This is a genomic window from Micromonospora sp. NPDC049060, from assembly GCF_040649055.1.
Lineage (GTDB): Bacteria > Actinomycetota > Actinomycetes > Mycobacteriales > Micromonosporaceae > Micromonospora > Micromonospora reichwaldensis.
This window is the reverse complement of sequence record NZ_JBEZEV010000014.1, coordinates 46,683-67,250: the sequence shown is the minus strand read 5'-3', so window position 1 is coordinate 67,250 and position 20,568 is coordinate 46,683. Positions and strand designations below refer to the sequence as shown.

Annotated in this window: 13 protein-coding genes; 3 read left to right on the top strand and 10 right to left on the bottom strand. The window is 75.1% G+C overall.

Annotated elements, in window-relative coordinates; all coding sequences use genetic code 11:
• Positions 1 to 6 precede the first annotated feature (6 nt).
• The 3 genes from AB0B83_RS09040 to AB0B83_RS09030 form a co-directional block, all read right to left on the bottom strand.
• A complete protein-coding gene (locus tag AB0B83_RS09040; RefSeq protein ID WP_357577685.1) occupies positions 7 to 960 on the bottom strand; it encodes a hypothetical protein in 954 nt (317 codons plus the stop codon).
• Positions 961 to 3,576 carry an FtsK/SpoIIIE domain-containing protein gene (locus AB0B83_RS09035; protein WP_357577684.1) on the bottom strand — a complete coding sequence of 872 codons (2,616 nt, stop codon included), beginning with the start codon at positions 3,574 to 3,576 and terminating at the stop codon, positions 961 to 963.
• Between the two features lie 164 nt (positions 3,577 to 3,740).
• On the bottom strand, positions 3,741 to 4,541 hold the full coding sequence (locus AB0B83_RS09030; protein WP_357577683.1) for an SGNH/GDSL hydrolase family protein: 801 nt from the start codon (positions 4,539 to 4,541) through the stop codon (positions 3,741 to 3,743).
• A gap of 199 nt (positions 4,542 to 4,740) precedes the next feature.
• Here AB0B83_RS09030 and AB0B83_RS09025 point away from each other — a divergent pair, with 199 nt between their 5' ends.
• On the top strand, positions 4,741 to 6,273 hold the full coding sequence (locus tag AB0B83_RS09025) for a M1 family metallopeptidase (protein ID WP_357577682.1): 1,533 nt from the start codon (positions 4,741 to 4,743) through the stop codon (positions 6,271 to 6,273).
• Between the two features lie 801 nt (positions 6,274 to 7,074).
• Here the strand turns inward: AB0B83_RS09025 and AB0B83_RS09020 are convergent.
• Positions 7,075 to 8,583, bottom strand: coding sequence for a glutamate synthase subunit beta (locus AB0B83_RS09020; RefSeq protein WP_357577681.1), 1,509 nt, complete (start codon positions 8,581 to 8,583; stop codon positions 7,075 to 7,077).
• Entirely contained in the window at positions 8,576 to 13,297 is a 4,722-nt protein-coding gene (gltB, locus tag AB0B83_RS09015; protein ID WP_357577680.1) for a glutamate synthase large subunit, read from the bottom strand. The genes AB0B83_RS09020 and gltB overlap by 8 nt, the downstream gene beginning before the upstream one ends.
• Before the next feature lie 146 nt (positions 13,298 to 13,443).
• On the opposite strand from gltB, the gene AB0B83_RS09010 reads away from it, so the two are divergent.
• A complete protein-coding gene (locus AB0B83_RS09010) occupies positions 13,444 to 14,289 on the top strand; it encodes a GNAT family N-acetyltransferase (RefSeq protein WP_357577679.1) in 846 nt (281 codons plus the stop codon).
• A 34-nt stretch (positions 14,290 to 14,323) separates the two neighbouring features.
• Here AB0B83_RS09010 and AB0B83_RS09005 read toward each other — a convergent pair whose 3' ends face one another.
• Positions 14,324 to 15,511, bottom strand: a complete 1,188-nt coding sequence (locus tag AB0B83_RS09005) for an NAD(P)/FAD-dependent oxidoreductase (protein ID WP_151456314.1) — start codon at positions 15,509 to 15,511, stop codon at positions 14,324 to 14,326.
• 13 nt (positions 15,512 to 15,524) lie between these two features.
• Positions 15,525 to 16,724: a prolipoprotein diacylglyceryl transferase gene (lgt, locus tag AB0B83_RS09000; RefSeq protein ID WP_357577678.1), complete on the bottom strand. Its 1,200-nt coding sequence runs from the start codon at positions 16,722 to 16,724 to the stop codon at positions 15,525 to 15,527.
• Positions 16,725 to 16,825: 101 nt separating this feature from the next.
• Between lgt and AB0B83_RS08995 the strand changes: the two genes are divergently transcribed.
• Complete coding sequence (locus AB0B83_RS08995) at positions 16,826 to 17,374, top strand: NUDIX domain-containing protein (RefSeq protein WP_357577677.1); 549 nt, start codon at positions 16,826 to 16,828, stop codon at positions 17,372 to 17,374.
• Positions 17,375 to 17,520: 146 nt separating this feature from the next.
• On the opposite strand, the gene trpA is transcribed toward AB0B83_RS08995, so the two are convergent.
• The 3 genes from trpA to trpC all read right to left on the bottom strand — a co-directional run bounded on the left by trpA (position 17,521) and on the right by trpC (position 20,492).
• Positions 17,521 to 18,324, bottom strand: coding sequence for a tryptophan synthase subunit alpha (trpA, locus tag AB0B83_RS08990; protein ID WP_132236378.1), 804 nt, complete (start codon positions 18,322 to 18,324; stop codon positions 17,521 to 17,523).
• Positions 18,325 to 18,328: 4 nt separating this feature from the next.
• Entirely contained in the window at positions 18,329 to 19,567 is a 1,239-nt protein-coding gene (trpB, locus tag AB0B83_RS08985; protein WP_311411654.1) for a tryptophan synthase subunit beta, read from the bottom strand.
• 121 nt (positions 19,568 to 19,688) lie between these two features.
• Positions 19,689 to 20,492: an indole-3-glycerol phosphate synthase TrpC gene (gene trpC / locus AB0B83_RS08980; protein WP_192581374.1), complete on the bottom strand. Its 804-nt coding sequence runs from the start codon at positions 20,490 to 20,492 to the stop codon at positions 19,689 to 19,691.
• Positions 20,493 to 20,568 lie beyond the last annotated feature (76 nt).

Genomic DNA, 20,568 nt, shown 5'->3' with positions numbered 1-20,568 from the left:
CGCGCGTCAGCGCAGGGCGCGGAACATCAGCAGGTAGCCGCAGTAGGCCAGCGGGACGGCCAGGAAGCAGACCAGGATGCCCAGCAGGGGGTAGCGCGGCGGTGTGCCGGCGACCACGGCGGGCGTGCCCCAGCGACCGAGGATGAGCCACCCGGCGATCAGCGACAGGGCGGGCAGCCCGGCGCACATCCACGTGTAGAGCGTGCCGAGGCCGAGCGCCCCGATGCCGGAGGCGAGCACCATGACCAGCATCAGCAGCACGCCGACGCCGGCACAGCCGAGATAGACGGCGAGCGCCCGGGCCATCGGTGACCAGGTCGGCAGCAGCGCCGGGCGCTGGGCCAGCAGCTCGACCTGCTGGCTCAGCCGGTCGGCCTCGTCGGCCCAGCGCCGCGCCGACTCCAGCTCCGCCGCCGGGTCCAGCTCCCCGGCGCGCGGCGCGGGCACCCCGCCCGGCACCGCCAGCGCCGTCTCCCCCGGGCTCCCCTGGGGGTACGCCCCGACCTCCGGCCGCCCCGGCGCGGCGGCTGCGCCGCCGACCGACCCCGCCCCCGGTTGCGGCAACCCGTCGGGCCGCCCGGCCGACGGCACCCCGACGGCCGACAGTCCACCCGAGGTGGGCGCAGCCGCCGCCGGCCCGCCCGACGTGGGCGCAGCCGACACCGGCGCACCCGAGGTGGGCGCAGCCGGCACCGGCGCGCCCGACGCAGGGGCACCCGGGGTCGGGGCGACCGGGGCAGCGCCGGGGGCAGGCTGGCCGGGAGGCGGGGGTGGGCTGCCGATCGTGTGGCCGAGCTGGTCGAGGCGCTGCCCCTGCGCGGTGAGCCGGCGGTCGAGGTAGTCGACGGCGGCGTGCAGGTCCCGCTGGCGGGCCGACTCGGCGGCGGCGCCCTGCTCACCGGCCTGCCGCTGGGCGGCGAGATGGCGGGCCAGCGCCGCATAGTCCTCGAAGGTGGACACTCAGCTCTCTCCGTCCGGCGGGTGCCCGTCGCGGGTGAACGGCACGATGAGGCGTACCCGCTGGTCGTGCCGGTCGACCAGCAGCGCCCGGTCTGCGCGCGGCTGGTAGGCCAGATCGTGCACGCCCAGGTGCAGCCCCAGCTCGGCGTCGGTCACGTTCAACGCGACCAGGCAGGCCACGTCGTCCCGGTTCTGGGTGCCACCGAGGTCGTCGGCGAGCCGGCGCAGGCCGCGCCACCAGCCCAGCAGGTGCACGCCGCGTCCCGGCCCCTGACGCAGCAGGGCACGCAGGTCATCGTGGGCGGAGCGGAACGTCACCGGATCGGCGGCGGCGAGCACGGCGGAGGCGGCGTCCATCCCGAACACGACCAGGTAGCTGCGGGCCGGCCCGCCACTGGTCGGCGTGGCCGGGCTGGTCGCAGGCGCCGGGCTGGTCGCGGGCGACGGGACGGTCGACACCGTTGGGTCGGGCGGGGGCGCGGCCAGCGTCACGATCCGGTCGCGCAGGGCGTGCGCGTCGAGGCGTTCCACGGTGTGGCCGGCGGCCGCGAGCGCGGCGACGGTGTCGTCGACGGCCGGGTCCGCGGCGGCCACGAGGGGGGCGAGCAGGAACCGCGCCTCGCCGGGGCCGTGCTGGCGGGCGAGGCTGAGGGTGGCCGCGCGCAGCACCTCGGCGGCGGTGACGGCGGTGCCCACGACGGCCAGGTGCCGGCCGGGGCTGGTGTCCATCATGAACAGCGCGGACGTGCCGTCCATGTCGACGGTGCGGCCGACAAGCGCCAGGGGACGCCGGCCGCCGGGGCGCAGACCGGCGAACGTGGTGTCGTCCTCGACGCGGGCCCCCTCGTAGCCCCGGAACACCGACGGCGGGCGGGCACCCGCCGGGCGGGCCTGCCACAGCTCGTGGCGCAGCCGGGCCAGCACGCCGGTCTCGGCGTGCGCGTCGGGAAAGCGGACGACCGTGTCGGCGCCGGTGGCCCCGGCGGCGGTGTTGAGCACGGCCGTGCCGACGCTCAGGGTGGCGGCGGAGGGGTTGTCGCGGTCGAGCACGCCACCACCGCCGGGCAGCGCCACCCGCAGGGCGAACTGCCCGAAGACGGCCTCGGCCCGCCCGTAGAGGGCCTCGATGCCGGTCGTGCTCTGGCTGGCCAGCACCAGGTGCACCCCGTAGGAGCGGCCCTTGCGGGCCAACTCCTCCAGCAGGTCCACCGACTCCCGGGCGATGGCGTCCCTGCCGGCCAGCAGCACCTGGAACTCGTCGACCACCGCCACGACCCGGGGGGCCGCGACGTCGGCGGGCAGGTCGGCGAGCTTCGTGACGCCGTGCCGCTTGAGCAGGGTGGCCCGGCGGTTCAGCTCACGGCGCAGCTCGCGCAGCACGGCGACGCCGTACTCGCGGTCGCTCTCGATGCCCACCGCGCGGGCGTGCGGCAGCCAGGCGGGGTCGCGCTCGGTCGGCACGAACTCGGTGAAGCTCACGCCCTCCTTGAAGTCGAGCAGGTAGAGCTGAAGCTCGGCCGGGGAGTAGCGGGCCGCCAGCCCGTAGAGGACGTCGAGCAGGAAGACCGTCTTGCCGCCGCCCGTGCGCCCGCCGACGAGCCAGTGCGGGGTGGCGTCGTCGAAGGCGACGGCGACGGCTTCCCGGCCGGCACGCCCCACGACGGTACGCAGGCCGGCCCGGCCGGACTCCGTCCACCGGTGCGGGGGCAGCAGCTCGGCGAAGCCCACGGCGGCCTGGCGGCGGACGGCGGCGTCGAGGTGCTCCGCGAGGGCCGACACGGCCGCCGGCGGCGCGTCGCCATCGAGCAGCACCGGCACGGCCAGCCCGCTGCCGTCGGCGCTGAACGGCGCGCCGGGCGGGTCGCCGACGTGGGCGTACCCGTCGGGGGTCAGGCGCAGCGCGGTGGTGGTGCCCAGCGGCGGCGGTGGGGTGGCCGACGGCCCGGACGGCCAGCCGCCGACCAGGACGCAGACGGCGGCGGCCGGGCCGGCGTGGGTGAGCGCGGCGAGCCGGGCGGCGTCGCGGGGCGACGGGGCGGACGCGGCCACCACCAGCAACAGCTCCTGGTCGACGCGGTCGCCGTTGCGGGCGGCGCGGGCGTGCCGCTCCGCGTCGTCGAGCAGCGCGGCCACCTCCGCCTCGGTGGTGGCGGGCGGGTCGAGCACCCCGGCGTCGACAAGCGGGCGCAGCGGTCCGAAGGTGGCCCCGAGGGCGGCGGCGTCGAGCCCGGCGACCCGCAACCCGCCGGGCGGCGCGGTGGCCAGCATCCGCAGGACGACGGCCCGCAGCAGCGCGGCGGTGCGCGGGTCACGGGCGTCGACGTCGACGGACAGATGGTGGCCGCCGCCGAGGGGCACCAGCACGGGGAACCCGCCGCCGGCGGTGATCGCCTCGCCGAGGCGGACCGGCCGGGGCGTACCGGTCAGCGGAGTGCCCGGGGCGGGAGCGGCGAGCGCGCCGCCGACGCGGGCCAGCCGGGCGACCAGGTCGGGGTCGGCCGCCGGTGCGGCGGGCGGTGGCGCGGCACGCCACGCGGTGCGCGCGTTCTCGAGGTGGACGCGGGCGGCCCGGTGGGCGGCGACCGCCTGCCCGTACGCCGACGCGAGCCTGCCCACTTCCCGCTCCCGTCGCCGTCGTCCCACCTGATCCACAAGGACCCTAACGGACACCGGCGACACCGGACAGTGACGAAGCCGGGCGCGTCGGCTGGGGGGTAAGGAAGGTGCCCTTCCTATCGCTGAAGCGACAGGAAGGGCACCGTCCTGCGGTGGGCGGGCGGTCAGCCGGTGACGGCGTTGAGGGCCGGCAGGTAGCCGTACCGGTAGCCGTCGGCGTCGGGGTGGTACGCCTCGATGACGCCGCTGACGTCACGGATCCACGGGTCGGCCGCGCAGACCCCGTGCCCGGCGAAGTAGGGGCGGGTGTCGGCGAACGTGGCGCCGGCCGCGGCGGCCCGGCCGGAGATGACGGTGGCGAGCACGTCGGCGGCCTCGTTGAGGATGGTCCGCTTGTAGGTGCTCATCGCCAGCAGCCCGCAGGAGCCGGTCTCGAACAGGCGCGGGTAGCCGAGCACGATCAGCCGCGCGTTCGGGGCCCGGTTCCGGATGGCCGCGTACGTGGCGTCCAGCCGGCCCGGCAGCGTGGTGGTGGCGAACGCCTTCGACTCGTTGACGGCGTTGGTGCAGCTCGACGTGCTGCCGAAGCGGCAGCTGGTGATCACGTCGGCGAAGCCGGCGTCGTTGCCGCCGATGGTGATGGTGACCAGGGTGGTGCTGGTGCTCAGGGAGCCGACCTGGTTGTTGATGACGTCGGAGGTGACGGCGCCGCCGCAGGCGGGGAACGCGAAGCTGGTGACCGCGTTGGCGGCGGCCCACAGCGGGGCGTACGACTTCTGGCTGCGCAGGCAGGTGGACAGGTCGTACGGGCCGGCGCCGACGCCGGAGGAGTAGGAGTCGCCGAGGGCCACGTAGTTGACGGCTGCGGCGGCCTGGGCGGTGCCGGGGGCGAGCAGCGCGCCGAGGGCGGCGGTGGACAGGGCGACCAGCGCGGCGAGGGCACGGGCCAGCGGGCGGTGGGGCATGAGGGGGACCTCCACGGGACAGGGGGTGGTGGGCCCGGTGACCGCGCGCGTGGCCAGGGACGGGGCTTGTTACCAGGCGGTAATGCTACCGAAACATTCAGATCAATGGAATGGGTCGGATTGGGCGACGGGACCAACATGTTCACGATCGTCGATTAGGTTGGCCGGTGCGTACACCCCGACGGAGGGAGTCCACCCCGTGCGACGCGCTCTCACGGCGGCCATCGCCGCCCTGACCGTCACCACCGCCGGCGGCCTGGTCGCCGGCACCCCCGGCCAGGCCGCCCCACCGGCCGTGGGCCGGCCCGTCCCCGCCGCCGCACCGCAACCCGGCGGCCCGGGACTGGGCGACAGCTACTTCCCCGACTACGGCAACGGCGGCTACGACGTCCAGCACTACGACGTCCGGCTGCGCTACGACCCGGCCACCGACCTGCTCACCGGCACCACCACCATCCTGGCCCGGGCCACTGAGGACCTGTCCCGGTTCAACCTGGACTTCCTGCTCGACGTCGAGTCGGTGCGGGTCGACGGCTGGCAGGCCACGGCCACCCGGGAGGGCGTGCACGAGCTGGCGGTCACCCCGCGCCGCGCGATCACGGCCGGCAGGCAGCTCACCATCGTGGTGCGCTACTCGGGCGTGCCGTCGGAGACGCTGGTCGGCGGCTACACCGGCTGGACCCGCACCGCCGACGGGGCGATGGTGGTCAACGAGCCGGAGTCGGCCTGGTGGTGGTACCCCAGCAACGACCACCCGCAGGACAAGGCCACCTTCGACGTCTCCGTCTCGGTGCCGACCGGCGTCGAGGTGATCAGCAACGGCGTCCAGCCGCGCCCGCCGCTGGTCGAGGCGGGCAACCGCACCCGGTGGAGCTGGCGGACCACCTCACCCACCGCCACCTACCTGTCGTTCCTCGCCATCGGCCAGTACGACATCGTCACCGACACGGCGCCCAGCGGCCAGCCGGTGGTCAACGCGTACAGCGCCGGCCTCGGCGAGCTGGGGCCGGCCGCGCGGGCCAGCATCGGGCGCACGGCCGAGGTCGTCGAGTGGTGCAGCGGAGTCTTCGGGCCGTACCCGTTCGAGGCGCAGGGCGGCGTGGCCGGGCCCGTCGACGGCATCGGCTTCGCCCTGGAGACGCAGACCCGCCCGGTGTACGGGCCGGGCTTCTGGCGCCGGGGCGCCAACACCTACGTGGTGGTGCACGAGCAGGCCCACCAGTGGTTCGGCAACTCGGTCTCGCTGACGGACTGGAGCGACATCTGGCTGAACGAGGGCTTCGCCTCGTACGCGGAGTGGCTCTGGTCGGAGGAGCAGGGCGAGGGCACCGCGCAGGAGCTGTTCGACTTCACGTACGCCAGCTACCCGGCCGACGACGGGTTCTGGCAGGTGCCGCCGGGCGCGCCCGGACCGGGCAGGATCTTCGACGCCGCGGTCTACGACCGGGGCGCGATGACGGCGCACCAGCTGCGGCTGGCCATCGGCGACGAGGCGTTCTTCGCACTCCTGCCGGCCTGGACGGCCGCGCACCGGCACGGCAACGCCACCACCGCCCAGTTCCAGGCCCTGGCCGAACGGATCTCCGGTCTGGACCTGGACGACTTCTTCACCACCTGGCTGCTCACCCCCGGTCGGCCGGAGGTGGCCGGCGCGGCCCGCAAGGCCGGCCCGCCGGCCGAACCGAAGTCCTGGACCAAGCTCCGCGAGTCGCACCAGCTCCTGACCCGCTGAGCGCTGCGGGTGTCCGCCCGTCTCATGGGGCGGGCACCCGCACCGGCCTGTGGCCTACGGCGCGACGGGTGGAGGCGAGCGGCTGCGGCCGACGTGTCGTGCCATCCGCACTCCGACGGCCGTCTTCCGCACGGCTCACGCCCTTTGCGCGGCGCGGCGCGCCGCAGCGCCAGAACCACCTCGGTCTCCCTCCCTCTTGCGGGATTCGGCACTCGTTCAGACGCCAGAGGCGGACCTCGCACGCGCTGGATGGGAAGTCTGCCGTTGACGCTTTCGAGCTGATGTCGTAGACGATTCACCCGCCCGGGCGCCGGCCGATCCCCGCGCCCGTTACCGCAACCGGAACCGGAACGGAGCCGGAACCAAGACCGGAACCAGGACGGCATAGGCGAGGACTGCGAGGAGGGCTCTCCGGCCGCCGGTCAGACCGCAGACCGCCAGGTGCTGGGCACGGGACGCGCGTAGGCCCTGCGATCCGACCCAACGTTCTCGCCCTGTGCCCCATCGATGAGCTGGCCCACTCGAGGTGCGCACGATGTACCGGTAGGCCCTGCGATCCGTTTACGACATCAGCTCGACAGCGCCGACACGACCGACAGGGCACCGAGCGCCGACGAATTCCGAACGACAGGGCCCGGACGCCGGCGGAGCCCGCCGCCCGAACGGGATGGCGCACGCCAGCCGGGCGCCAGGCGCAGACGTGGCTCGGGTCGAACGCGTCGACCCGAGCCACGTGTCAGGTACCGGTCCGGGCAGGCCCGCCTGGGACAGGGCCACCCCAGACAGGGCCGGGATCGCCGGTCAGCGCGCGGCCAGGGGTTGGCGGGCCGGGTCCACCGGGGCCGGCAGGGTGCCCGTCCCGCCGAGGTGGGCGTGGATGGCGGCGGCCGCGGCCCGGCCCTCGGCGATTGCCCAGACGATCAGCGAGGCGCCCCGGTGCATGTCGCCGGCGACGAAGACGCCGTCGGTGCCGGTCTGCCAGTCGGACCGGGCGTCGATCGCGCCACGGGCGTTGCGGGAAACCCCGAGCTGGTCGAGCAGCGGCTGCTCCTCGGTGCCCTCGAAGCCGATCGCCAGCAACACCAGGTCGGCCGGCAGCTCCCGCTCCGAGCCGGGCACCGGCGTGACGATGCGCCGCCCGTCGCGCTTCTCCACGGTCACCTCGGCGATCCGCACCGCCCGCACCTGGCCGGTGCCGTCGTCGACGAACTCCTGGACCGCGACGGCGAAGACCCGCTCGCCGCCCTCCTCGTGCGCCGGGTAGCTGCGCAGCAGCCACGGCCACGTGGGCCACGGGTCCCGGGCCTCGTCGCGCGCCTGCGGCGGCTGCGGGTAGAGGTCCAACTGGTGTACGCCGGCCGCGCCCTGGCGGTGCGCCACGCCCAGGCAGTCCGCCGCCGTGTCGCCGCCACCGATGATCACGATGTGCTTGCCGTCCGCGTCGATCGGGTCGCCGTCGGGCAGCACCGCCGTGTCGGGCCGGCCGCCCGCCGCCGCGGCGACCACCCGGTTGGCCGCGACGAGGTGGTCCATCGCCTGGTGTACGCCGCGCAGCCCGCGCCCCGGCGTCTCGGGGGTGTCCCGGCCCCGCAGCGCGCCGCAGGCGAGCAGCACGGCGTCGTGCTCGGCGCGCAACTGCTCGGCGGTGACGTCGACGCCGACGTTCACCCCGGTGCGGAAGCGCACCCCCTCGGCGGTGAGCTGGGCCAGGCGCCGGTCGATGTGGACCTTCTCCAGCTTGAAGTCGGGGATGCCGTACCGCAGCAGGCCGCCGATCGCGTCGTCGCGCTCGTACACCGTGACGGCGTGACCGGCGCGGGCGAGCTGCTGCGCGGCGGCGAGGCCGGCGGGCCCGGAGCCGACCACGGCGACCGAGCGTCCGGTCGGCGCCGGTGCCGGGCGCGGCAGCAGGCCGCCCCGGGCGACGGCCGCGTCGGCGATCTCCACCTCGACCTGCTTGATGGTGACCGGCTGCCCGCCGCCGATGCCGAGCACGCAGGCCGCCTCGCAGGGCGCCGGGCAGAGCCGGCCGGTGAACTCCGGGAAGTTGTTGGTGGCGTGCAGCGACTCGACAGCGGCGTCCCAGGCGCCGGTGCGGACCAGGTCGTTCCAGTCCGGGATGCGGTTGCCCAGCGGGCAGCCGTCGTGGCAGAACGGGATGCCGCAGTCCATGCAGCGGGTGGCCTGCTCGCGGATGAGCTCCTCGCCTGCCGGCGGGTACACCTCGCGCCAGTCGCTGATCCGCACCGGCACCGGGCGGCGCGCGGGCAGCCGCCGGTCGTAGCGCAGGAAACCGTTCGGGTCAGGCACGAGCCACCTCCTGGACCGTCACCCGCGGGGCGGGCAGGGTCGGAACAGACGAAGCGGAGGGCGCCGACTGCGCAGCTGGGGCGGCGTTCACCGCGAGTGCGCTCATCACCGCGTCGTCGACGTCGCGGCCGGCGGCTTCGGCGGCCCGCATGATCTCCAGCACCCGGCGGTAGTCCCGGGGCACCACGGCGGTGAACTCCGCCACCGCTTCCGGCCAGCGCTTGAGCAGCCCCTCGGCGACCGCCGAGTCGGTCTCGGCGAAGTGCCGCTGCACCAGCTCGTGCAGCACCGCCTGCTCCTCCCCGGACAGCGGCGCCAGGTCGACCAGCTCCGCGTTGACCCGGCGGCGGTCCAGCCGGTGCACGAAGGCCATGCCGCCGGACATGCCGGCGGCGAAGTTGCGGCCGGTCGGGCCCAGCACCACCACGGTCCCGCCGGTCATGTACTCGCAGCCGTGGTCACCGACGCCCTCGACGACGGCCACCGCACCGGAGTTGCGTACGGCGAACCGCTCCCCCACCCGGCCGCGCAGGAACAGCTCGCCCGCGGTGGCCCCGTAGAGGATGGTGTTGCCGGCGATGGTCTGGTCCTCGGCCCGCTGCCCCGGCTCGGCCTCGCCGTCGAGGAAGGGGGCGGCGGCGTCCGGCCGCACGACGAGCCGGCCGCCGGAGAGGCCCTTGCCCACGTAGTCGTTGGCGTCGCCGTGCAGCCGGAGGGTGACCCCGCCCGGCAGGAACGCGCCGAACGACTGGCCGGCGGTGCCGCGCAGCGTGAACTCGATCGTGTCGGCGGGCAGGCCGGCCCCGCCGAAGCGGCGGGTCACCTCGCCGCCGAGCATCGCGCCGACACTGCGGTGCTCGTTGCGCACCGCCACCTCCACCCGCACCGGCGTACGGTCGGCCAGCGCCGGCCCGGCCAGGGCGATCAGCTCGTTGTCCAGCGCCAGCTCCAGCCCGTGGTCCTGGGCCCGTACGCCCCGGCGCGCGGCCCCGGCCGGCAGCTCCGGCAGGTGCAGCACGGGGGTCAGGTCCAGCCCGCCGGCCTTCCAGTGGGCGATCGCCGGGGCCACGTCGAGCAGCTCGGCCTGGCCGATGGCCTCCTCGATCGACCGCAGGCCCAGCTCGGCCAGGTAGCCGCGGACCTCCTCGGCGAGGAAGAGGAAGAAGTTCTCCACGAACTCCGGCCGGCCGGTGAAGCGTTCCCGCAGCACCGGGTTCTGGGTGGCGATGCCGACCGGGCAGGTGTCGAGGTGGCAGACGCGCATCATCACGCAGCCCTCGACGATCAGCGGCGCGGTGGCGAAGCCGAACTCCTCGGCGCCGAGCAGCGCCGCGACCAGCACGTCGCGGCCGGTCTTGAGCTGGCCGTCGACCTGCACGGTGACCCGGTCGCGCAGCTTGTTGAGCAGCAGCGTCTGCTGCGCCTCGGCCAGCCCCAGCTCCCACGGGGTGCCGGCGTGCTTGAGCGAGTTCAGCGGGGACGCGCCGGTGCCGCCGTCGTGGCCGGAGATCAGGATGACGTCGGCCTTGAGCTTCGCCACGCCCGCCGCGACGGTGCCGACGCCGACCTCGCTGACCAGCTTGACGTGCACCCGGGCGGACGGGTTGACGCACTTCAGGTCGTGGACGAGCTGCGCGAGGTCCTCGATGGAGTAGATGTCGTGGTGCGGCGGCGGGGAGATCAGGCCGACGCCGGGGGTGGCGTGCCGGGTGCGGGCGATCCACGGCCAGACCTTGTTGCCGGGCAGCTGCCCGCCCTCGCCCGGCTTGGCGCCCTGCGCCATCTTGATCTGGAGGTCGTCGGCGTTGACCAGGTATTCGCTTGTCACCCCGAACCGGCCGCTGGCGATCTGCTTCACGGCGGAGCGGCGGGCCGGGTCGTGCAGCCGCTCGACGTCCTCGCCGCCCTCGCCGGTGTTGGACTTGCCGCCGAGGCGGTTCATCGCGATGGCGAGGGTCTCGTGCGCCTCCGCCGAGATCGACCCGTACGACATGGCGCCGGTGGCGAACCGCTTGACGATCTCGGTGGCCGGCTCGACCTCGTCGAGCGGCACCGGGGGCCGCACGCCCGTACGCAGGGTGAACAGCCCGCGCAGCGAGCCGGCCGCCGCGGCCAGCTCGTCGACCTTGGCCGTGTACTGGCGGAAGACGTCGTACTGGCGGCTGCGGGTGGCGTGCTGGAGCAGGAAGACCGTCTCCGGGTTGAACAGGTGCAGCTCGCCCTCGCGGCGCCACTGGTACTCGCCGCCGACCTCCAGCCGGTCGGACGCCACGGCGCCCGGCGCCGGCCAGGCCACGGCGTGCCGGGCGGCGACCTCGGCGTGGATGCCGTCCAGCCCGATCCCGCCGATCTTGCTCGGGGTGCCCCGGAAGTAGCGCTGGACCAGCTTGGCGTCCAGCCCGACGGCCTCGAAGACCTGCGCCCCGCAGTACGACGACACCGTCGAGATGCCCATCTTGGACATGATCTTCAGGACGCCCTTGCCGAGGCCCTTGACGTAGTTGCGCACGGCCTTGGCCGGATCCGTGCCGACCAGCGCCCCGGTGGAGATCATGTCCTCCACCGACTCGAACGCCAGGTACGGGTTCACCGCCGCCGCGCCGTAGCCGATCAGCACCGCCGCGTGGTGCACCTCGCGGCAGTCGCCGGACTCGACGATCAACGCCACCTGGGTGCGGGTCTGCTCGCGCACGAGGTGCTGATGCACGGCGGCGGTGAGCAGCAGCGACGGGATGGGGGCGAGGTCGGCGTTGGAGTCCCGGTCCGACAGCACCAGGATGCGTACGCCGTCCTCGATCGCCTCGGAGACGTGCCGGCAGATCTCCGTCAGCCGGGCCTTGATCCCGGCGCCGCCCTCCCGGACCCGGTAGAGCCCGGAGACCCGGACCGCCTTGAAGCCGGGCAGGTCGCCGTCCTCGTCGATGGAGAGGATCTTCGCCAGCTCGTCGTTGTCGATCACCGGGTAGGGCAGCACGATCTGCCGGCAGCTCGCCGGGCCCGGGTCGAGCAGGTTGCCCTCCGGCCCGATGGTGGACGCCAGGCTGGTCACCAGCTCCTCGCGGATGGCGTCCAGCGGCGGGTTGGTGACCTGCGCGAAGAGCTGGTGGAAGTAGTCGTAGAGCAGCCGCGGCCGGGTGGAGAGCGGGGCGATCGGGGTGTCGGTGCCCATCGAGCCGAGCGGCTCGGCGCCCGTGCGCGCCATCGGCGCGAGCAGGATCTTCAGCTCCTCCTCGGTGTAGCCGAAGGTCTGCTGGCGGCGGCGTACGGAGTCGTGGGTGTAGACGGTGTGCCGGCGCGGGGGCAGGTCGGTCAGCTCGATCAGGCCGGCGTGCAGCCAGTCGGCGTACGGCTGCTCGGCCGCCAGCTCCGCCTTGATCTCCTCGTCGTGCACGATCCGGCCGGCGACGGTGTCGACCAGGAACATCTTGCCCGGCTGGAGGCGGCCCTTGGCGACCACCCGGGCCGGGTCGAGGTCGAGCACGCCCGCCTCGCTGCCGAGCACCACGAGCCCGTCGTCCGTACGCCACCAGCGCCCCGGGCGCAGCCCGTTGCGGTCCAGCACGGCGCCGACGACCTCGCCGTCGGTGAAGGCGACCGAGGCCGGCCCGTCCCACGGCTCCATCAGGCTCGCGTGGAAGCGGTAGAAGGCGCGCTTGTCGGCGGCCATGTCGGGATCGTTCTCCCACGCCTCCGGGATCATCATCAGCACCGCGTGCGGCAGGCTCCGTCCGGCCAGGTGCAGCAGTTCGAGGACCTCGTCGAAGTTCGCCGAGTCGGAGGCGGCGGGGGTGCAGACCGGGAAGACCCGGCGGATGTTGCCCGGCAAATTCGGGGTACGCAGCAGCGCCTCGCGGGCCTGCATCCAGTTGCGGTTGCCCCGGATCGTGTTGATCTCGCCGTTGTGCGCGATGAGCCGGTACGGGTGCGCCAGCGGCCAGGACGGGAACGTGTTGGTGGAGAACCGGGAGTGCACAAGCGCGATCGCGCTCTCCACCCGCGCGTCGGCCAGCTCCGGATAGAACGCCGGGAGCTGGTCGGGGGTGAGCATGCCCTTGAACACCATGGTCCGCCCGGACAGCGACGGGAAGTAGGCCGGCACGCCCCGCTCGGCGCTCTCCCGCTCGGCCTGCTTGCGCACGCAGAACGCGACCCGCTCCAGCTCGACGCCGCCCAGCGGCGACCCGGCCGGCCCGGCCGCCGAGCCCGTGAGCCGGCGCGCGGCGAGGAAGAGCTGCCGCACCCGGGGCATCGCCGCGAGGGCGGTCTCGCCGAGGCCGCCCGGGTCGACCGGCACGTCCCGCCAGCCGAGCACGTCGGCCCCCTCGACCAGCGCGTACTTCTCCACCACGCGGCGCGCGCGGGCCTCGGCGGCGTCGTCGTCGGGAAGGAAGACCAGGCCGGTGGCGTACTCGCCGGCGGGCGGCAGGGGGAAGTCCACCACCGCGCGCAGGAACGCGTCCGGGATCTGGATCATGATGCCCGCGCCGTCGCCGGTGTTCGGTTCCGCGCCTCGGGCTCCCCGGTGGTCCAGCCGGCAGAGCGCGTCGAGGCCGTTGACCACGACCGCGTGCGAGCGCCGCCCGTGCAGGTCCGCCACGAAGGCCACACCGCAGGCGTCGTGCTCCTGCGCGGGATCGTAGAGCCCGGCCGCGGGCGCTCCCGGGCCGAGGTGCGGGGCCTGCTTCGGGCTGCTGTGAGGGTACGGAAAGGCCACCGGGCCTCCTGTCGTCGCTCAGGGTGGATCTCGATCGGGACGACGTCGGCCCTCAAGGGTCTATTGAGTCTACGTTAGGGTCCGCCGCGCAAGGCCAGTGCAGATTGATCACACCTTCCAGAATCTGGGACGTGTAGTCTCGCGCGGTGGATTTTCTTGACAGGGACCTGTTCGGCCGGTTGGAGCGCTTCTACGACGCCGTGCCCCGGGACGCGGCGCGTACGGAGGAGTACGGCCCGCTCGTACTGTTCGTCAGGGAAGGCGCCGGCTGGCCGTTCTACGCCCGGCCCCGACTCGACGCCACCGGTGCGCCGTCGCTGGCGGACATCACGGCCGTACGCGAACGGCAGCGCGAACTCGGCCTGCCCGAGGCCCTCGAATGGGTGCACGAGACCACCCCCGACCTGCTGGCCGTGGCCCGCTCGGCGGGGCTGGCGGTGCTGGAGGCACCGCTGATGGTGCTCGACCCGGCCGCCCTGCCCGACCCGGGCACCCTCACGGACGTACCGCTGCGGATGCTCGACGCGGCGGCGCCCGACTTCGCGGCGGACCTGGCGGCGCGGGGAGCGGTCGCCGCCGTCGGGTTCTCCGCGGCCGGCACCGCACCCGGCGAGGCCGGGCCCGCCCAGCGGGACGCCGCGATGGCCGAGCTGGACGAGGCGGCGCTCGACGAGGAGCGCACCCGCGTCGCAGACGGCCGGCGGCTGTCCGTGCTGGCGGAGACGCCCACCGAGGGCGCGCTGGCCAGCGGGATCGCGATGCGGGTCGGCGACGTCGCCGAGATCGCCGGCGTGGCCACCCTGCCGGCCGTCCGCCGCCGTGGCCTGGGCGCGGCGGTCACCGCCACGCTGGCCCGCGAGCTGCTGGCCGCCGGCACCGACCTGGTCTTCCTCTCCGCGGGCAGCGAGGACATCGCCCGGGTCTACCTGCGCGTCGGCTTCCGCCGCATCGGCACCGCCTGCATCGCCGAACCCGCCCCGGTCACCCCCTGACCGAGCGCTCGGGGCGGCACATCGGCCCGACGGGTCAGGTCGGGGGGCGCCACTGGGCGGCCGTGGTGGCCGCCGTGGAGAGGAGGCGAGGGCTCAGGGCGCCCAGGGCTACGTCGCGGGCGCGCAGCGCCAGGGGGCCCCGGGCCTTCAGCACCGCCGACATCCGGCGGGTCTGCCGGACCACCGTCGCCGCCCGGGGCCGGCGCACCCGGTCGTACGCGACCACCGCGTCGGGCAGGCGGGACTCGCGCAGCAGCGAGGCGAGGGTGGCGGCGTCCTCGAAGGCGAGGCAGGCGCCCTGGCCGAGGTGCGGCGGCATGGCGTGGGCGGCGTCGCCGAGCAGCACCACCCCGCCCGGGCCGGTCGGGAAGCCGTACGACCTCGGCAGCGGCCGCAGCTCCCGGATCTCCTGCTGCACCAGGTCCGCCGGGTCGGTGGCGTCGAGCAGGTCGGCGATCGGCGCGGGCCAGCCCGCGTACCAGCGGCGGAGCAGGGCGAGCTGGGTCTCCGGCGGCTCCGGGCGGGGTGCGCCGACGGCGGTGGCGACCCAGTAGATGCCGCCCCGGCTGGAGCCGCCGGAGGAGCCGCGCTCGCCGAGCGAGGCCGACACGAAGCGGTAGCCGGCACCGAGCACCTCGCCGCCAACGGGCCGGTCGGCGGGCAGCTTCGGGGCCCGGTACCAGGGGATCACCGCCCGCCAGGCGGCGCAGCCGGAGCTGACCACGCCGGACTCGGGGGCGAGTTGCCGGCGCAGCGCGCTGTCCGTGCCGTCGGCGGCGACGACCAGGTCGGCCTCGATGGTGTGCCGGCCGTCGCCGACCGAGGGGCGCTCCCCGGAGACGGCGCGGACCGTCCGCACGGTCACCCCGGTGCGCAGCTCGACCTCGTCGCCCAGGCCGGCGATGAGCGCGTCGTGCAGGTCCTCCCGGTGCACCACCACCGGCATCCGGTCGGCCGGCGTGGGGCGGGGCTGCACCAGCCAGTGCCCGTCCGGGCGGCGCACCCCGCCGTCGGGCAGCCCCGTGGCGATCGCCTCCAGGCCGGCGCCGAGGCCCAGGGCGCGCAGCGCGCGTACGCCGTTGGGCCAGAGCGCCACGGCGGTCGGCTCGGGGCGGACGCGGTCGGCACGCTCCAGCAGGGTGACCCGCCAGCCGGAGCGGGCCAGCGCGCCGGCGACCGCGAGGCCGCCGATCCCGGCGCCGACCACGACCGCGCTACGCATCGGGTGCTCCTCCTCAGCTGTCGCGCTCGGCGGGCCGGGCGCCCGTGGCCCCGGCCCGGTCCTGCGGGGTCTCCCCGGCGGGCGCGCCGTCGTCCCCGGCGGCGGTCGACTTGGCGGGCAGGTCGTCGTCGGTGTCCGCCGCACCGGCCGGCGCGCTCGACGGCCCGTCGGACGGGGCCCCGGCGTCCGGCTGGGCCGGCGTCTCGCCGGTCTCCTGCCAGTGCCGGTACTGCTCCTCGCTCACCACCCGGTAGCCCTGCGGGGCCGCCGGCCGGGCGCCGGCCTCCTGCGCGGACAGGTCGACCTGGGACACGTCGGAGCCGACGGCCGGCTCCCCGGTCGCGGCGGCGCCGATGGGGATGACGTACTCCCGGGGGCCGCGCACCCGCACGAAGTAGGCGAGGGCACCGAGGAAGACCAGGCCGGCGGTCCAGACGTTCAGGCGTACGCCGAGGATGGTGTTCGCCTCGTCGGTGCGCATCAGCTCGATCCAGAACCGCCCGGCCGTGTAGCCCATGACGTAGAGCGCGAACGCCCGTCCCCGGCCGAGGCGCAGCTTGCGGTCGAGGACGAGGACGAGCGCGGCCACGCCGACGTTCCACAGCAGCTCGTAGGCGAACGTCGGGTGGTAGAGGCCCGGTTCGAGGATCGGCTTGCCTGCGTCGTCGCGCAGCGCGTGGCCCGGGTTGTCCGGGTCCATCCGGTGGATCTCCAGACCCCAGGGCAGGGTGGTCCGGCCGCCGTAGAGCTCGTTGTTGAACCAGTTGCCGAGCCTGCCGATCGCCTGGGCCAGCGGCAGGCCGGGGGCCAGCGCGTCGGCGACCACCCCGAACGGGATGCCGAGCTGCCGGGCCGCGAACCACGCGCCGACGGCCCCGCCGGCCACCGCGCCCCAGATGCCGAGACCGCCCTCCCAGATGGCGAACGCCTTCATCGGCTCGCCGCCGGTGCCGAAGTACTTCTCCGGGGAGGTGATCACGTGGTAGATGCGGGCGCCGACGATGCCGGCCGGCACCGCCCAGACCGCGATGTCGAGGACCGCACCGGGGGCGACGCCGCGCTGGCGCAGCCGCCGCTCGGTGACCCAGCAGGCCACCACGATGCCGACGATGATGCACAGCGCGTACGCCCGGATCGGCACCGGTCCGAGCTGCCAGACGGCGGTGCTGGGGCTGGGCAGGGCCGCCTGGGGAGTCAGCGAGGCGAGAGTCACGGGTGCACACGCTACCGCCGTGGCCCCCTCCGGTGGCACCCCGGTCCACCGTCCGCCGGTCCCGGTGACTTCTGGTTTGCGCCGCCGTAGGCTCTTTGTCCATGAGCGCGCTCACCTGGGCGGTCGCCGCGGTCGTCACCGACGACGCCGGCCGGGTGCTGCTGTGCCGGCAGGGCCGGGGCGAGCGCCACGGGCTGCCCGGTGGGCGGCTGCGCCCGGCCGAGAGCCCCGTGCACGCGGTCACGCGCGACATCCGGGCCGAGACGGGGTGGGAGGTCGAGGTCGTCGACCTGGTCGGCCTCTACCACCTTGCCGGGCGGCACGGGGCGGCGCCGGCGGCGCAGGTCGGTACGGCCCCGGCGGCCGGACGCGCCGGGCCGCTGCCCGACGTCCTGGTGCACGTCTTCCGGGCGCGTACCTGGGGGTCGGGGCCGGCCGGCGACCCGGCGGGCGGCTGCCGGTTGTCCTGGCACCACCCCTCGGCGCTGCCCGAGGCGCTCACCCCGACCACCCGGGCAGCGCTCACCGACGCCCTGGCGGGCCGCTCCGGCGTGCTGCGTGACACCGCCCCGGCCGTCCCGGCGCCGACGGCGGGCCACCCACCGGGGCAGCGGAGCACCCCGCCGGCCGACCGGGCACCGCACCACTGACCGGTGCGGGCCGGAAGGCCGGGCACGCACCACTGACCGGGGCGGGCGGGGAGGCCCACCGCGCCACGGACCCCGGGCGGGCCGGGAGGCCCGGCACCGCGCCACTGACCCGGGCGGGCCGGGAGGGCGGCAGGGGACGGTCGGAGTCAGCGGGTGGGGTTGCGGACGCCCTCGGCGAGTTCCGCGCTCAGCGCGCGCAGGGCGGCCAGCCCGGACGCCTCGTCGGGCGCGTCGAGCAGGCAGCGGATCAGCGCGCTGCCGACGATGACGCCGTCGGCGTACCCGGCGACCGTGCCGGCCTGCGCGCCCGTGCCGACGCCCAGCCCGACGCCGACCGGCAGGTCGGTGACCTCCCGCGTGCGGGAGACCAGGATCGGGGCGGCGTCGGAGGTCTTCGCCCGGGCGCCGGTGACACCCATGATCGCGGTGGCGTAGACGAAGCCCCGGCAGTGCTCGACGGTCATCGCCAGCCGCGCGTCGGTCGAGGACGGCGAGACCAGGAAGGTGCGGTCCAGCCCGTACGCGTCCGAGGCGGCGAGCCACTCGCCGGCCTCCTCCGGGATCAGGTCCGGGGTGACCAGCCCGGTGCCCCCGGCCGAGGCGAGGTCCCGGGCGAAGGCGTCGACGCCGTAGCGCTCGACCGGGTTCCAGTAGGTCATGGTGACCACGGGCGCCCCGGTGGCCGCGACGGCCTCGATGACGCGCAGCGTGTCGCGGGTGCGTACGCCGCCGGCGAGGGCGATGTCGCTGGCCTTCTGGATCACCGGGCCGTCCATCACCGGATCGGAGTACGGGATCTCCACTTCGATGACGTCGACGCCGGCCTCGACCATCGCGGTCATCGCGGCGATGCTGCCCTCGACGGTCGGGAAGCCGGCCGGCATGCAGCCGACCAGCACGGCCCGCCCGTCGGCGCGGGCCTTGTCGAAGGCCACCCCGATCCGGCTCACGTTCTCACTGCTCCTTGTCGAGGATGCCGAAGTAGTCGCCGGCGGTGTGCACGTCCTTGTCGCCCCGCCCGGAGAGGTTGACCACGATCGTCGGCTCCCGGCCCAGCTCGGCGGTGAGCTTCGGCGCGATCTTGAGGGTGCCGGCGAGCGCGTGCGCGCTCTCGATCGCCGGGATGATGCCCTCCGTGCGGCAGAGCAGCTCGAACGCCGCCATCGCCTCCTCGTCGGTGACCGGCAGGTACGTCGCCCGGCCGCTGTCGTGCAGCCAGGCGTGCTCCGGCCCGACGCCCGGGTAGTCCAGCCCGGCGGAGATCGAGTGCGACTCGCACGTCTGCCCGTCGGCGTCCTGGAGCACGTACGTCCGGGTGCCGTGCAGCACCCCGGCGGACCCGCCGGTGATGCTGGCCGCGTGCCGGCCGGTCTCCACCCCGTCGCCGCCGGCCTCGAAGCCGTAGAGCCGCACGTCGGGGTCGCCGACGAAGGCGTGGAAGATGCCCAACGCGTTGGAGCCGCCGCCGACGCAGGCGGTGACGGCGTCCGGCAGCGCGCCGGTGAGATCGAGGCACTGCTGGCGCGCCTCGTCGCCGATGCCCCGGACGAAGTCGCGGACCATCGCCGGGAAGGGGTGCGGCCCGGCGGCGGTGCCGATCAGGTAGTGGGTGTCGTCGACGTTGGCGACCCAGTCGCGCATCGCCTCGTTCATCGCGTCCTTGAGGGTGCGCGAGCCGTTGGTGACGGGGACGACGGTGGCGCCGAGCATCCGCATCCGGGCCACGTTGAGCGCCTGCCGCTCGGTGTCGACCTGCCCCATGTAGACCACGCAGTCGAGGTCGAACAGGGCGGCGGCGGTGGCGGTGGCGACGCCGTGCTGGCCGGCACCGGTCTCCGCGATCACCCGGCGCTTGCCCATCCGCCTGGTCAGCAGGGCCTGGCCGAGCACGTTGCGCACCTTGTGCGCCCCCGTGTGGTTGAGGTCCTCCCGCTTGAGCAGCACCCGCGCGCCCAGCTTGGCGGAGAACCGCTCCGCCGCGTAGAGCAGCGAGGGGGTGCCGGCGTAGTCGCGCAGCAGGGCGCCGAACTCGGCCCGGAACGACTCGTCGGCCATCGCCGCGCGGTGCGCCGCGTCCAGCTCGTCGAGTGCCGCGACCAGCGCCTCCGGCACGAACCGGCCGCCGAACCGGCCGAAGTGACCGGCGGGGTCGGGCAGCGGACCGGCCGCGGCGGCCGTCACGTCGGCACTCATGCCGGCACTCCGCTTCGCTCCGTGCCGCCATGAGGCACCTTCGCGCTGAGCCTGAAGATTCGCTCGCTCCGCTCGCTCACGGGATCGATCGTCCTCTCGGTGCTGACGGACCGGCGCGGGGTCAGCGCACCGGGCGGGGCGTGGCCGGGTGGTTGCCGGCGTTGACCAGCTCGGCCACCGCCTCGCGGGGGCTCTTCTGGGTGACCAGGCCCTCGCCGACCAGGACCGCGTCGGCGCCCGCCGAGGCGTACCGGATGAGGTCGTGCGGGCCGCGCACCCCCGACTCCGCGATCTTGACGACGCTGCTGGGCAGGCCGGGCGCGATCCGCTCGAACACCGAGCGGTCGACCTCCAGGGTACGCAGGTTGCGGGCGTTGACCCCGATGACCTGGGCGCCGGCCTCCAGGGCGCGGTCGGCCTCCTCCTCGTCGTGGACCTCGACCAACGCGGTCATGCCCAGCGACTCGATCCGCTCCAGCAGGCCGACGAGGGCGTTCTGCTCCAGCGCGGCGACGATCAGCAGCACCAGGTCGGCACCGTGCGCGCGGGCCTCGTGCACCTGGTAGCTGGAGACGACGAAGTCCTTGCGCAGCACCGGGATGCGGACGGCGGCGCGGACGGCGGCCAGGTCGTCGAGCGAGCCACCGAACCAGCGGCCCTCGGTCAGCACGCTGATCGCCCGCGCCCCGCCGGCGGCGTAGTCGCCGGCCAGGTCGGCCGGGTCGGCGATCTCGGCCAGCCGCCCCTTGGACGGCGACGAGCGCTTCACCTCGGCGATCACCGCGACGCCCGGCTTACGCAGGGCCGCGTACGCGTCGAGCGGCGGCGGCGCGGCGGCGGCCAGTTCGCGGATCCGCTCCAGCGGAACCTGCTCCTGGCGCCGGGCGACGTCCTCGCGCACGCCGGCCAGGATCTCGTCGAGCACGCCTACGGACGCTGCCGTACCGGCGTCGTCCCCCTCCGCGTGCGCATGCTCAGCAGTCACCAACGGACTCCCCTCT